The 13,380-nt window shown below is 68.8% G+C and carries 11 protein-coding genes; 7 read left to right on the top strand and 4 right to left on the bottom strand.

Annotation, left to right across the window (positions count from 1 at the left end):
• Window positions 1–129 precede the first annotated feature (129 nt).
• Both rpmB and ABZZ22_RS22195 read right to left on the bottom strand, forming a co-directional pair.
• Entirely contained in the window at window positions 130–315 is a 186-nt protein-coding gene (gene rpmB, locus ABZZ22_RS22200; protein ID WP_354935991.1) for a 50S ribosomal protein L28, read from the bottom strand.
• A gap of 125 nt (window positions 316–440) precedes the next feature.
• Entirely contained in the window at window positions 441–1,469 is a 1,029-nt protein-coding gene (locus ABZZ22_RS22195; protein WP_354935988.1) for a methyltransferase domain-containing protein, read from the bottom strand.
• Between the two features lie 237 nt (window positions 1,470–1,706).
• Between ABZZ22_RS22195 and ABZZ22_RS22190 the strand changes: the two genes are divergently transcribed.
• The 7 genes from ABZZ22_RS22190 (at window position 1,707) to ABZZ22_RS22160 (ending at window position 11,327) form a co-directional block, all read left to right on the top strand.
• The gene (locus tag ABZZ22_RS22190; RefSeq protein ID WP_354935985.1) at window positions 1,707–3,344 is read left to right on the top strand and encodes a DAK2 domain-containing protein; all 1,638 of its coding nucleotides are present in this window, start codon (window positions 1,707–1,709) and stop codon (window positions 3,342–3,344) included.
• A gap of 28 nt (window positions 3,345–3,372) precedes the next feature.
• On the top strand, window positions 3,373–5,637 hold the full coding sequence (locus ABZZ22_RS22185; protein WP_354935982.1) for an ATP-dependent DNA helicase RecG: 2,265 nt from the start codon (window positions 3,373–3,375) through the stop codon (window positions 5,635–5,637).
• 9 nt (window positions 5,638–5,646) lie between these two features.
• The gene (rsmD, locus tag ABZZ22_RS22180) at window positions 5,647–6,210 is read left to right on the top strand and encodes a 16S rRNA (guanine(966)-N(2))-methyltransferase RsmD (protein ID WP_354935979.1); all 564 of its coding nucleotides are present in this window, start codon (window positions 5,647–5,649) and stop codon (window positions 6,208–6,210) included.
• A gap of 52 nt (window positions 6,211–6,262) precedes the next feature.
• The gene (coaD, locus tag ABZZ22_RS22175; protein ID WP_354935976.1) at window positions 6,263–6,754 is read left to right on the top strand and encodes a pantetheine-phosphate adenylyltransferase; all 492 of its coding nucleotides are present in this window, start codon (window positions 6,263–6,265) and stop codon (window positions 6,752–6,754) included.
• Between the two features lie 104 nt (window positions 6,755–6,858).
• Window positions 6,859–7,557, top strand: a complete 699-nt coding sequence (locus ABZZ22_RS22170; RefSeq protein ID WP_354935973.1) for a class I SAM-dependent methyltransferase — start codon at window positions 6,859–6,861, stop codon at window positions 7,555–7,557.
• Window positions 7,558–7,631: 74 nt separating this feature from the next.
• Window positions 7,632–9,419: a hypothetical protein gene (locus ABZZ22_RS22165; protein WP_354935970.1), complete on the top strand. Its 1,788-nt coding sequence runs from the start codon at window positions 7,632–7,634 to the stop codon at window positions 9,417–9,419.
• A gap of 396 nt (window positions 9,420–9,815) precedes the next feature.
• On the top strand, window positions 9,816–11,327 hold the full coding sequence (locus ABZZ22_RS22160) for a phospholipid carrier-dependent glycosyltransferase (RefSeq protein WP_354935967.1): 1,512 nt from the start codon (window positions 9,816–9,818) through the stop codon (window positions 11,325–11,327).
• Here ABZZ22_RS22160 and ABZZ22_RS22155 read toward each other — a convergent pair.
• Both ABZZ22_RS22155 and ABZZ22_RS22150 read right to left on the bottom strand, forming a co-directional pair.
• Window positions 11,269–12,240 (bottom strand): lysylphosphatidylglycerol synthase domain-containing protein, encoded by a 972-nt coding sequence (locus ABZZ22_RS22155; protein ID WP_354935964.1) that lies wholly within the window; start codon window positions 12,238–12,240, stop codon window positions 11,269–11,271. The genes ABZZ22_RS22160 and ABZZ22_RS22155 overlap by 59 nt on opposite strands.
• Window positions 12,237–13,289, bottom strand: a complete 1,053-nt coding sequence (locus tag ABZZ22_RS22150; protein ID WP_354935961.1) for a glycosyltransferase family 2 protein — start codon at window positions 13,287–13,289, stop codon at window positions 12,237–12,239. The genes ABZZ22_RS22155 and ABZZ22_RS22150 overlap by 4 nt, the downstream gene beginning before the upstream one ends.
• Between the last annotated feature and the right edge of the window lie 91 nt (window positions 13,290–13,380).

The raw sequence follows: 13,380 nt of genomic DNA, 5'->3' as shown, positions 1-13,380 counted from the left end.
ACGACGGACTTCTCCTTGACGAGATCGGAGAGGTTGCCGGTCTCGATCCGCTCCCGGGAGAGGTCGTCGAGCCAGATGGACACGCCGGCGTCGGCTTGCGCGCTGCCGCGGGGCCCTTCTGCTTTGAGGTCAGCGAGCTACCTTGCCGGCCTTGATGCAGGTCGTGCAGACATTCATACGCTTCGGAGCGCCGTTGATGACGGCGCGGACGCGCTGGATGTTGGGGTCGAAGCGGCGCCTGGTCGCCTTCTTGGACCACGGCCGGTTGTTGCCGAAGCCCGGCTTCTTGTCGCAGATGTCGCAGACGGCAGCCACCGTGAACTCCTGAGGTTGAATAGATGATCGAGGTCAGATAGATGTTGACGGCGAGCGCGATGAACGGCTGCCCAGCCGAGACAACCGAACAAGCGTAGCCCGTCGGGCTGTGACCGACGAAATCGTCACTCGTCCGAGCCGCGATCGCGCCACCGGTCGAGCGGGGCGGCCAGCGCGGTGGCCAGCTTCCACCGTTTCGACCCTCGCATGGCGTCGATCTCGGCGCGCCGGCCGGCGAGCTGCTTGCGCTGCGATCCGAGCCGCTGCCGCTGGTCCGCGACGACCTCTCGGAGCCGGGCGACCTCCTCGCGCAGCTCCGTGCCCTGCTCGACCCAGTCCGGGATGGCGGGGGCCGCGGGGAGGTCGGGGGAGAGGCCGCGGCGCAGGACGACGTAGAACTCGATGTCGTTCTCCGGCACGGGCAGGAGCGACTCGACCGCCCAGCCGGTCAGCCCCAGGCGGCGGAGCTCGGCGATGATCTCGGGGAACGAGCGGTCGGTGTAGGTCCACACGTGACAGTCGACGTACTCGCCCCGACGCGCTCGCTCGAGCTGGGTACGGGTGTAGCCGAGGTCGTGGACACAGGTCTCGGCCTCGCTCGGTCCGTGGCGGTGGAGACGCTTGGGATCGCCGTTGACCGCACTGCGGTGATGGTCGTACACCGCGCGCACCGACGGGGTCGTGTCGCCGGCCTCGTACGCCTGCAGGATCTGCCCCACCGTCGTGGGTGGGCGGTGCGCGTCGAAGGTGTAGCGCCGGTCGGGGACGACCAGGACGAGAGCGCCGTCGGGAGCGGTGACGGCCTCGACCTGTCCCAGCCAGCCGATCAGGTCGGGCACGTGCTCGACGACGTGGCTGGCCAGCACCCAGTCGAAGGGGGCGCCGCCCTCGGCCGCCTCGTCGAGCGTACGCATCCTGGTGCCGTCCCACATCGGATAGTCGATCTCCGGGATGGCCTCGCGGGTCACGTTGGGATTGTCCGTGTTCGTCTCGTAGAGCCGGTCGCGGTCATAGAGGTCCAGATAGGAGACCTCCGCGGCATCTCGGGGGACGAGTGGCCGGTGGAGGGGGCCGATCTCCAGCCCGCACCCGGCCGAGAAGTCGAAGATTTCGTTGACGCGTCCAGCGCGTGGGGTCGGGGTCGGGATCGACATCCGGGAGTCCTTCGGCGTAGGGAGGTCTCCACACTAGGGACGCATGGCCACCGACGGGAGGCGCGACTCGGCGGAGGCTGTTACTCCCTCGTGTCTTTGCCGCAGCCTCGGATTTGTTCACCCGTCGTTTACCCCGTGCCCGGGGACCGCCTAACCTTGGGGCCGCGATACCGGGAAGTGTGTCCGTCGTCACGGTGTCAGGCTGTAAACAGGGGTGTCGAGGAGTAGGGAGGCAGCGTGGCCGAGGTCAAGCTCGATCTGTTCCGCCGGTTCGGCGACCTGGCGACCGACGCGCTCGCGTCGCACCGCGAGGAGATCGACGCGCTCAACGTCTTTCCCGTCCCCGACAGCGACACCGGCACCAACCTCTACCTGACCATCGCCGCGGCCCGTGACCGGCTGCGCGAGTTCACCGGCCCCGACTGGCGAGAGGGACTGCGCGCCTTCTCCCGCGGCGCCCTGCTGGGCGCCCGCGGCAACTCGGGCGTGATCCTGGCCGAGATGATCGGCGCCCTGCTGCGCCGCCTGGTCCAGGCCACCGAGGAGGAGCGCACCGCCACAGTCTTCGCCGACGCGCTGCGCAAGGCGGGCAACGCCGCGTACGCAGCGGTGGGGGAGCCGCAGGAAGGCACGATGCTCAGCGTGCTCAGTGCGGCGGCGGACGCCGCCGTGGCGTGCGTCGAGAGCGATGGGTCCGCCCGCACGCGCGACGTGATGTCGGCCGCCGCGGGCGCGGCCCGCGAAGCCCTGGCCCGTACGCCGGAGCAGCTGCCCATGCTCGCGGCCGCAGGAGTGATCGACGCCGGCGGCCGCGGGATCTGCGTCCTCCTCGACGCCTTCGAGACCGCTCTGACCGGGCGCCGGCCCAGCCCGCAGGCGCCGATGCCCAACACCCCGCACATCCCGATCCCGACGGTCCTGGGTGCGGCCGACGGGCATGCCCTGGAGCCGGGCGGCCCCTCGTACGAGGTGATGTATCTGCTCGACGCCGAGGACGCGGCGATCCCCGACCTCCGCAAGCGGCTCCAGCCGCTGGGTGACTCGCTCGTCGTCGTCGGTGGCGAGGGCATCTGGAACGTCCACGTCCACGTCGACGATGTCGGTGCCGCGATCGAGGCCGGGATCGACGCCGGGCGACCGCATCGGATCCACGTAACCCACTTCGCCGAGCAGATCGCCGGGCAGTCGCATCGCCACGCCACCCGCAGCGGCCGGGCGGTGATCGCGTTCGCGGCCGGACCGGGCCTCGCCGAGCTCTTCCGGGGCGCCGGGGCGATCGTGATCGAGGGCGGCCCGCGTCGTCGCCCGACGACCTCCGAGCTGCTCGAGGCGGTCACCGCCTCTGGTGCCGCCGAGGTGATCGTGCTGCCCAACGACGGGCCGACCAGGCAGTCGGGGGAGGCCGCCGCCCGCACGGCCGAGGATGACCTCGACATCAACGTCGCCGTGATCCCGACGCGTAGCCAGGTGCAGGGGCTGGCGGCGATGGCGGTCCACGAGCCGGGGCGGAAGTTCGACAAGGACGTGCTGGAGATGACCGCCACCGCACGACACGCGCGGCACGGTGCGGTCACCATCTCGAACACGCGAGCGATTACCATGGCTGGGCCGTGTATGCCGGGCGACGCGCTCGGGGTGCTCGACGGAGACTTCGTGAAGGTCGGCCAAGATCTGGAGACGTGCGCGACCTACGTCCTCGCCCGGCTCATCGGGGGCGGTGGCGAGCTGGTCACGCTGGTCTCCGGGCTCGAGGACCCCAAGGGCGAGCTCGCCGAGGCTGTCGCGGCGTGGCTGGCTGCCAACCATCCGGCCGTTGATGTGATGGTGTACGACGGAGGCCAGGAGCGCTATCCCCTCCTGATGTCGGTCGAGTAGAGATCGCGAGATCTAGGAGGAGCAGACGGTGGCGATCACCCTCGAGTCCCCGATCGAGGCTGTGCTGGGCAACAGCAAGCACGCCGCGAAGTTCACCAACGGCCTCGGGCTGCGCACCGTGGGCGACCTGCTCCACCACTTCCCGCGCCGCTACCTGCGCACCGCCGATCTCGGTCAGACGCCGCAGCTGCACGAGGGTGAGATGCTCACGGTGCTCGGCGAGGTGGTCAGGAGCGTGGTGCGCCAGCACACCGACCGCCGCACCGGCCGCCCCGCGTTTCGCGTCGAGACCCAGCTCAAGGCCGGCACCGCCGACCTGCAGCTCACCTTCTTCTCCAAGTCCCAGCGGATCGCCGAGTGGCGCCGTGGCGTGCTCGCACCGGGCACCCGCGGGGTCTTCGTAGGCAAGGCCGGCTCGTTCCGCGGTGACTGGCAGCTGGCCAACCCGCAGATGGTCGTCTTCGGCGACCCCTCCGATTCCGAGAACGCCGCCGAGGCGGCCGACAACCAGATGGCAGTCGAGGAGCTGACCGAGCTCTTCCCGATCTACCCCCTCACCGCCGGGCTCCAGCACTGGGACGTGATGCGCGCGGTGCGGTTCGCCCGGCAGGTCGTCGAGGACGTCACCGACGTGCTCCCCGAGCAGCTCCGGGAGACGTACGACGTGCCGGGGCTGCGCGAGGCCCTGGACCTGATCCACGCGCCCCACGACCTCAAGGACGTCAAGCGCGCCCAGCACCGGTTCCGGTTCGAGGAGGCGATCGGGCTGCAGCTGGTGCTGGGGCGTCGGCGACGAGCGCTCCAGGCGCTGGGCACCACTGCCCGGACCGGCGGTGTCCACCACCTGCTCGAGGCCTTCGACGAGCGGCTGCCGTTCACCCTCACCAAGGGACAGGACGAGATCGGGAAGGAGCTGGAGACGGCGCTGGCCCAGCCCCACCCGATGAACCGCCTCCTGCAGGGTGAGGTCGGCTCCGGCAAGACGCTGGTCGCGCTGCGGGCGATGCTTCGGGTCGTCGACTCCGGGGGCCAGGCGGCGCTGCTGGCTCCGACCGAGGTGCTCGCCCAGCAGCACTACCGCTCGATCACCGCGATGCTCGGCGATCTGGCTGCCAGCGGTCTGGCCGGCGGGCTCTTCGCCGGTGACCAGGAGCAGACCCACGTCGAGCTGCTCACCGGTTCGATGACCAAGACGCAGCGCAAGGGGCCGTTGAGCCGGATCGCCACCGGCGAGGCCGGCATCGTCGTCGGCACCCACGCCCTGCTGCAGGATCAGGTGATGTTCGACGACCTCGGCCTGGTCGTCGTCGACGAGCAGCACCGTTTCGGCGTCGAGCAGCGCGCAGCCCTGACTGACAAGGCCGGCACTCCACCGCATCTGCTGGTGATGACCGCGACGCCGATCCCGCGCACGGTCGCGATGACGGTCTTCGGCGATCTCGAGGTCTCGACGCTGACCGAGCTCCCGGCCGGCCGTGCCGAGATCCAGACCAACCTGGTCTCCCTCGTGGAGCATCCCGCATGGATCGCCCGGGTGTGGGAGCGGGTCAGGGAAGAGGTGGAGAAGGGCTACCAGGTCTACGTCGTCGCCCCGCGGATCAGCGGTGACGAGCCCGAGCAGGGCGAGAGCGACCAACGTGACTTCGACGTGGACGGCAACGAGGTCGCCTCCGCCCCGGTCCGCCTCTCCGCCGTGGACGAGGTCACCGAGGAGCTGACGACCGGCCCGCTGCAGGGGCTGAGCGTGGCCAAGCTCCACGGCAAGCTCTCGGCCGCGGAGAAGGAGCGCACGATGGGCGCCTTCGCCGCCGGTGACATCGATGTGCTCGTCGCGACCACCGTGATCGAGGTCGGTGTGGACGTACCCAACGCCACCACCATGGTCATCCTCGACGCCGATCGTTTCGGCGTCTCCCAGCTCCACCAGCTGCGCGGCCGCGTCGGTCGCGGCGGCCTGCACGGACTGTGCCTGCTGGTCTCCCAGGCCGAGGCCGGCACCCCGGCCCGGACCCGCCTGGACGCGGTCGCCGAGACCACCGACGGGTTCGCGCTCTCCCGGGTCGACCTCGACCAGCGCCGCGAGGGAGACGTGCTCGGTGCCTCCCAGTCGGGCCGGCGATCGAGCCTGGAGAGCCTGCGCGTGCTCCGTGACGAGGAGACGATCCTGCAGGCCCGCGAGGCGGCCGAGTCGCTGCTCGAGGCGGACCAGGAGCTCACGACCGCGCCGCTCCTGGCCGAGCGGGTCCACGAGATCGAGGAGTCCGCCTCCGCCGACTACCTGGAGAAGTCCTAAGGTATCCCAATGACCCGGATCATCGGAGGCGTCGCGGGAGGGCGACGCCTGCTCGCCCCCAAAGGGGTGCGGACCCGTCCCACCACCGACCGGGTCCGCGAGGCACTCTTCTCGGCGATCGAGTCCAACTACGGCTCCCTGGCCGGACTTCGCTTCCTCGACCTCTACGCCGGCACCGGCGCTGTCGGGCTCGAGGCGTGGTCGCGCGGCGCCGGGGTCGTGACCCTGGTCGAGTCGGACCGGCGTACGGCCGGGGTGATCCGTTCCAACGCGAAGGAGCTCGGCTTCCCGCGGGCCAACGTGCTCGCGGCCACGGTGGCGAGCACCCTGGTGACACCGCCGGCGGCGCCCTACGACATGGTCTTCCTCGATCCGCCCTACCCGCTCTCGGACGACGCGGTCGCCGAGGACATCACGCTGCTGGTCAAGCACGGCTGGCTGGTGCCCGGGGCGCTGGTCGTCATCGAGCGGTCCGCGCGCAGCCCCGAGCCGGTCTGGCCCGACGGGTTCACCGACCAGAAGTCCAGGAAGTACGGCGAGACCACGCTCTGGTACGGCACTGCGCCGGAATGAGTCTCGACAAGCTCGACCACCGAGACCGGACCGATCCAAGGAGAGAAGCAGAATGACGCGTCGTGCGATGTGCCCTGGGTCGTTCGATCCGCCCACCTTCGGCCACCTCGACATCTTCACCCGCGCCTCGGCGATGTTCGACGAGGTCGTCGTCGCCGTCGGGGTCAACCCGTCGAAGTCGAAGCGCCTGTTCACGCCCGAGGAGCGGATGGAGATGATCACCGAGATCATCGCTCCGCTGGGCAACGTACGGGTTCAGGCGTTCACCGGTCTGGTCACCGACTTCTGTGTCGAGATCGACGCCCAGGCGATCGTGAAGGGGCTGCGTGGCGCTCCCGACCTGGAGTACGAGGCGCCGATGGCGCAGATGAACGCCCACATGACCGGTGTCGAGACCGTCTTCCTGCTCAACGACCCGCGCTGGGCGGCGGTCTCCTCCTCGTTGATCAAGGAGATGGCCCATTTCGGTGGGGATGTATCGGCTTTCCTGCCGCCGGATGTTCTCGCACGACTCACCAAGCGTTTGGCAGAACGTTCCGCGTAACAGGCATCGTTCGCCGGTATCGTTCACTGGACAGTTCTTCCCAGGGCTGCCCGCCGTTCTTTCTCTGGAGATCAATGTCCACCTCAGGCCGTTCCCCGCTTTCCTTGGCGAAGCAGTCCTACGCCGCCTCTCTCAAGGCGGTCGGTCGCGGGCTGACGAAGACGGGGCTCGCGAAGGAGACCGCCCCGCCGGTCGAGCAGCGCTGGCGCCACTGGACCCACTCGCTGACCAAGGTCTATGACTCCCTGGCGATGGCGAAGCTGGACGTGCCGTGGTGGACCTACGACGCGATCACCGCCGTCGACGCCTGGCTGAGCGCACGCGACCATCCGATCCGGGTCTACGAGTACGGTTCGGGCGCCTCCACCGTCTGGCTCTCTCGCCGCGCCGACGAGATCCACTCCGTCGAGCACCACAAGGGCTTCGGCGAGATGATGCAGGCCGAGCTCGCCGGCGAGGAGAAGATCTCGCTGCGGGTCATCGAGCCGGTCCCCAGCGACAACCCGGTGATCGCCTCCCAGAAGGAGGGCCACGCGGGCCTCGACTTCCAGACGTACGTCGACTCCATCGACGACGTCGACGGCGAGTTCGACCTCGTGGTGATCGACGGGCGCGCCCGCGAGGCGTGCCTGGAGAAGGCCAAGGACCGGCTCGCTCCCGGCGGGATCATCGTCTTCGACAACAGCCGTCGGCGCCGCTATGTCGAGGCGATCGCCGCTTCGGGGCTGAAGGAGACCATCCACGCCGGTCTCACCCCGACCCTGCCTTATCCCGAGCGCACTTCGGTCCTCACCAAAGGCTGAGGTCTCGACAGGCTCGACCTCCGGTTCGGCGTGGATGATCCACGTCGTGCGCCCGCTCTCATAGGGTCGCCGTCATGGCGTCATCTAGGGACCTGAGACCTGATCACACGGAGCCGATCGGGATCATCAGGTGGGCGACCTTCGCCGGGGTCTGCGTGGTCGCGCTGGTCTGGTCGGCCTACTCGGTCGGCGCCCAGAACGGCTCGTTCCTGACCCAGGACTTCGGCGCCCAGTACCACCTCGCCGAGATCACCGCCCGAGGCGCGATCCCGCTGGTGGACTTCGAGCATGGCTGGAACGCGGGCTCGTTCTGGGTCAACGCGGCCCTCTACGCCATCGCCAGTGGCAGCCCGACGATCTGGTACTTCCTCTGGGGGCGGCTCCTCGGCGCCGGCCTGGGCGCCGTGCTGGCCGCCGCGATCGGGCTGCGGCTGCGGCTGCACCCCGTCGTGATGATCGCCGTCGCGCTCGGGGTGCTCCTGCTGGCCACCCCGTTGCACATCAAGTACACGATCTGCCTGCTGTGGGTCTTCGTCCTGCTGCCCACCGGTTGGCTCGAGTCGCGCCCGCGTCTGGCCGCTGCCGCGCGGGTGCTGCTCCCCGCCCTGGTCTTCTGGCAGTACGTCGAGCTGGCGGTGCTCCTCACCGGCGCCTCGGGTCTCTTCGAGCTCTTCGCGCGACGCTCCGTGCCCTGGCGCACCCGGATCGTCAACTGCTTCCAGCTGGCCGGCGGGTTCGTGCTCGGGCTGGTCGTCGAGGCAGTGGCGTACAAGGTCTTGTGGGGGCTCTCCTTCGCCGACTTCAACCGGCAGGTGATCCTGGGACAGACCGAGACGCACGAAAATGCGCAGTACGCCGTCTGGAGCTTCTTCGACCTGCCGACCGAGTCCGGGCGGTTCTTCATCCTGGCGCTCTACCCTTTCGCGCTGCTGCTGCCCTTCGTCCCGCTGGTGTGGCAGCGGGTCTCCGACTCCACCCGGTTGGTCGCCCTGGCCGGTCTGGTCCTGGTCATCGTCCCCATCAGGCGGGTCGACAACCCCCACACCACCACCGTCTCCGCACTGGTCCTCGTCGCCGTCGTCCTGGCGGTGGCCGAGCTCTACGAGCGCCGCACCTCGCTGATCGAAGGCCACTTCGTTCAGACCTCGGAGCCGCTGGGCGAAGGCGTGTCGAGATCAACACGGTCTGTGGTCGCGCTACCTCTCGCCGCAGCCGGCGCCGCCTGGGCCGCCGCCACGCTCTGGATCGGCTTCGGTCTCCAGAGCATGGCCGGCGCCGTGCTCCTCGTGGCTCTGGCTGTCGCCGGGGCGGCTCTCGGAGGACTGGCCTGGAACAAGCACAGTCTGCGAGGAGCCATCGCCGCGGCCTCGGCGGGCGCCCTGGTCGTGCTGGGCGGCGTACCGGCTCTTGCCGCCGTCGACCACCTGGGCGACATGCGCCGCGACGCGAAGTCGTTCGTGGTGAGCGACTCGATCGCCCGCTGGGTGGGACCGGAGTACGAGCGCTGCAACGGCGGCACTCGCGAGGCTCTGGTGATGCCCAACTATCTGGAGCTCTACGACGCACTCGAGATCACCAACCCCACGCCCTACTACCTGTTCCACTACGACTTCGCGCAGTACGAGGACGTGCTGGTGCCCCAGCTCGAGGACGGTTCGATCCCCGTCGTCATCGAGACCATGCCCCTGCACACTCCGCAGCCGTGGCTCACCGATGCCATCAGCGCGAACTATGTGCCTTGCTCGATCGTGCGGATCGAGAAGCATGGGGTCGCTGTCACTGTTTGGACTCATCAGTCACGTGGGGATGTTCGGCAGCGCGATCTCAGCGTTCGGGGTGGGGAGATGGGGCCGACGCGCTGAGGGCGCTGTGTCTTTGTGGTTGGTGTTTGCCGCGGGAGTTTGAGTTTGGCAGAGGCTTGGGCCTGGTGGGCCCGTCCCTCCCGGTCAGAGGGGTTGGTTGGCGGGTGAAAGAAAGTCTTCTTTCACCCGCGCGCGCCACTGCCCCGGAGGGGGCGAACGAATTTTCGTTCGCGCAGAAGAGCGCAGTGAAGGGCTCCAGGTTCTCTGGCGCCGCGACATGACGGCTACCTGTCGTAGGTGATTTTCCCTGGCCACCGCCGACGAAGGAAGACGAATACCCACGCGAAACCCCAATAGGTCGTCAGATCAATGACAGACACACTGTGCGACGAAAAAGAGAGACCTCGTGATCTGACATAGGCTCGCAGTAGAAGAGCAAGCCGGACGGGGGCGTTGATGCTTCACTCCACCCAAGAGGATCATGTCGACGTCCGCCTCCCGAGGCGTGTGTTCGCCGCGATGGTGCTGCTGGCGATCTTCGCGCTGAGCCTGAGCAGTTACGTCGCGATGACCCGTTCGCTCCAGTATCAGACTCGTGACGAAGGGCCGAACGCCGGCTACGCGGTGGAGCTGGCTTCGGGACGCCTGCCGACGATCGACACGCCCGTGACCACGGACGCGGGTCGACATCCCCTGGTCGTCGGGGGACTGCGGACCATGAAGGACGAGCCACATCGGCACATCTGGACCGCGAACCATCCGCCGCTCTACTACTTGATGTCGCTGCCGTTCGTAGCCGCGGCAGGGGCGCTCGACGCACCGCAGGTGATGGTCGTCGGGATGCGGCTCATCAACGCCGTCGGCTCCGCGCTGTGCGTACTGCTGGTGGGTCTGATCGCCTTCGAGGTGACTCGGCGGGCGGCGACCGCGTTCCTGGCCACGGGGATCAGCGCCTCGTGTGCGGTGCTGGTGGCCGCCGGCGGACACATCGCCAACGACGGGTTGGCCGTTGCGGCGTCGTCGCTGACCCTGCTGGTCACCATCCGGATCTTGAACCGTGGCCTGTCCCCGGGGCGCCTGACGCTGGTCGCGCTGGCCGGCGCTGCCGCGGCCGGGACGAAGGCGCCAGGGGTCTTGACCGTCGTCCTGTGCGGCGCGGCCATTGCCGTGGCTCTTCTCCTGAGGGACCACTCCCGTCGCGGGGTGATCCGTGCTCTGGCGGCCTCGGCCGTGGCCACCGGTGTTCCGGCACTCACCACCGGCTGGTTCTACATCCGCAACATCGTCCTCTACGGCGACCCGACGGCAACCGGCGCACTGCTGGACAAGTTCGACCGGGATCCGAACGGCTCCTGGTGGCAGATCCTGACCGACGGGGCGCTCTGGGTGGACTGGTACGAGCGCCTGTGGGTGCCGCTGCTGGCGGAGGGGTACGTCGTGGTCGTCGACGTGCTCGCCGTCGTCGCGGCGGCAGGACTTCTCGTGCTGGTGGTGCGGCGAACGATCGCCGGGTCGGCGGATCAGTCCTCCTCGGCGGCGGGCTGGCTGCTGCTCACGGTCCACGCGGCGGTCATCCTGGCGAACCTGGTCGGGTTCGTCGCGGATGGCGGGAACCCGAACGACCGCTATCTGATGCCGCTCATGCCGCTGTTGGCCACGGGGTTCGCCGTCGGTGTCATGGCGATCGTCGACCTGATCCCGGTCGGCTCGCGCGAGTCGCGGGCCCATTTGGCGGCGGCCGTGACCACCTGCGTGCTGGGCGTCTACGCGTTCTTGATCTTCGATTGGTTCATCAGTTCGGTGACCTACGTGGGGCGTTTGCCGAACTCCGAGTCCAGAGGCGCTGAGCTCGTGGTCGCCGCCGGCCTGCTGAGCGGTGTGCTCGCCGTCTGTCTCGCCGCACGGCCAGTCAGGACGTACGCCGCCCAGCAACCGCCCCGAGACCGGCCAGCACCACATCGGCGATGAGCAGCAGCACCCGCGAGGCGAGCGCGACGGTGAGCGCCTCGGGGACGCCGATGATCGGCCCCAGGGTGAGCGAGAGCATTGCCTCCCGGACTCCCGCGCCGGCAGGGGCGGGGATGAACGCGATCCCGGCTGCCCAGGCCAGGGCCATCCCGCCGGTCGCCGCCGCGACCTCGAGCAGTCCCACCGAGGCGTACGACTCCATCATCACGGCCAGATGGAGACCGAAGGCGACCCAGGCGAGCACGGCCCAGCCGACCGCGGTGAGGAGCCCCCGGGCGGTGAGGCGTACGCCGAGGGGTTCGCGGCCGAGCCGGGCGAACACCCAGTCGAGCATGCCCGGGACGACGCGCGGGTGCAGGCAGACGGCGAGGGGGAGGAGCAGGAGCAGCAGCCACCAGTAGTGGTTGAGGCCGTCGGGGGAGGACCACGGCAGCAGGAGCGCGCCGACACCGATGCCGCTGGCGACGACGACTCCCATGAAGAGGATGTTGGCACCGAGCATGGTGCGCCGGGCGACGCCCCAGCGCAGGCCGAACTGCATCTGAGCGACGACCGGCCACACCGACCCGGGCAGGTACTTGCCCAGCTGGGAGACGTAGAAGACCGAGTGGGAGTCGCGCGGCGACGGCCGGATGCCCATGCCGTGCAGGAGGGCCACCCAGATCTGGCCGATCAGCATGGTGCCGACGACGGCCAGGACCCCGGCGATCGCGACCCGGCCGAGGCTCAGCTCCTGCACCGCGGTGGCCAGGTCCTCGCGTTGACGCCAGACGAGGTAGGCGCCACCGAGCACGACGAGGAGGGCGAGGGCGATCTTGAGCAGCCGCTTCGCAGGGCTGGGCTTCGTGAGGCCGGGTGTAGCCGACGACCCGGCCTCCGCTGCGGAGACCGGGTCGGAGTCGGTCGTCGTCACAGGCTGTTCGTCCACGTCTCGCCGGACGACTGGGCGGTGGCGCGCTTCTGAGCGTGCGGCAGGTCGAACTGCGCCACCGAGGTCTGGTCACGGAGCATCTCGGTGCCGGACTTGCCGAACCGCGCCTTCTTGGTGTGCTCCAGGTCGTCCTCGATGAGCACCCGGTTGGTGCGAATCAGGTCGGAGATGACGCCGAGCATCGCCGACATGAAGGCCAGGTTGATCAGCACGCCACCGAGCAGCAGCGACTGGATGTGGTTGCCGTTGTCGCCGCTCAGCCAGAGCGCGAGGTAGCGCACGAACGGGATCGCGCCGAGGACGAAGAAGAACGCGGTGAGCCAGACGAAGATGGCGTACGGCTTGTACATCATGTAGGAGCGCACGATCGCCGCGCCGGACTTCATGATGTGCTCGGGCATCGACTTGAACAGTCGCGACTCACGCGTCTTGGCGTTGGTCTCGATCGGCACCGAGGCGATCTTCATCCGCTTGTTGCCCGCCTGGATGATCGTCTCCATGCAGTAGGAGAAGCGGGTCACGGTGTTGAGGAGCATCAGCGACTCGCGCGAGTAGGCGCGGAACCCGCTGGCGGCGTCGGGCAGGTCGGTCTCGGCAGCCATGTTGACCACCTTGGAGCCGACCTTCTGCAGCCTCTTCTTCAGCCCCGAGAAGTGCTCGATCCGGTCGACCTGGCGGTCGCCGATGACGATGTCGGCCTGACCGTTGATGATCGGCTGGACGAGATCGGCGATGCGATCCTGCGGATACTGGTTGTCGCCGTCGGTGTTGACCACGATGTCGGCGCCGAGCTCCAGCGCGCGGACCACACCGTCGTGGAACGAACGGCCCAGCCCCTGGTTGCGGGAGTGGTGCACGAACTCGCGCACGCCGTGCTCCTTGGCGACCTCGACCGTCCGGTCGGTGCACCCGTCGTCGACGATCAGGATCACGATCTCGTCGATCCCGGGGATCTCCTTCGGGATCGACTCCAGGACGGACGGGAGCGTCTCCTCCTCGTTGAGGCAGGGGACTTGAACGACAAGCTTCACAGGGACCTCAAGGGCAACTAGTGGGACCGAACGTAATCCGGGGTACGTGAAAGGCTTCTGATCGGTCACATTACCGCGTGGATTCTGAGGC

This window comes from Nocardioides sp. NPDC006273 (genome assembly GCF_040613495.1).
In the GTDB taxonomy this organism is placed as follows: domain Bacteria; phylum Actinomycetota; class Actinomycetes; order Propionibacteriales; family Nocardioidaceae; genus Nocardioides.
This window is presented reverse-complemented; position numbering and strand designations above follow the sequence as displayed.

Bases quoted from the DNA above. Each gene is read 5' to 3' on its own strand.
- ABZZ22_RS22195 (WP_354935988.1), bottom strand. From the start codon at position 1,469: ATGTCGATCCCGACCCCGACCCCACGCGCTGGACGCGTCAACGAAATC.
- rsmD (WP_354935979.1), top strand. From the start codon at position 5,647: ATGACCCGGATCATCGGAGGCGTCGCGGGAGGGCGACGCCTGCTCGCC.
- coaD (WP_354935976.1), top strand. From the start codon at position 6,263: ATGACGCGTCGTGCGATGTGCCCTGGGTCGTTCGATCCGCCCACCTTC.
- ABZZ22_RS22165 (WP_354935970.1), top strand. From the start codon at position 7,632: ATGGCGTCATCTAGGGACCTGAGACCTGATCACACGGAGCCGATCGGG.
- ABZZ22_RS22160 (WP_354935967.1), top strand. From the start codon at position 9,816: ATGCTTCACTCCACCCAAGAGGATCATGTCGACGTCCGCCTCCCGAGG.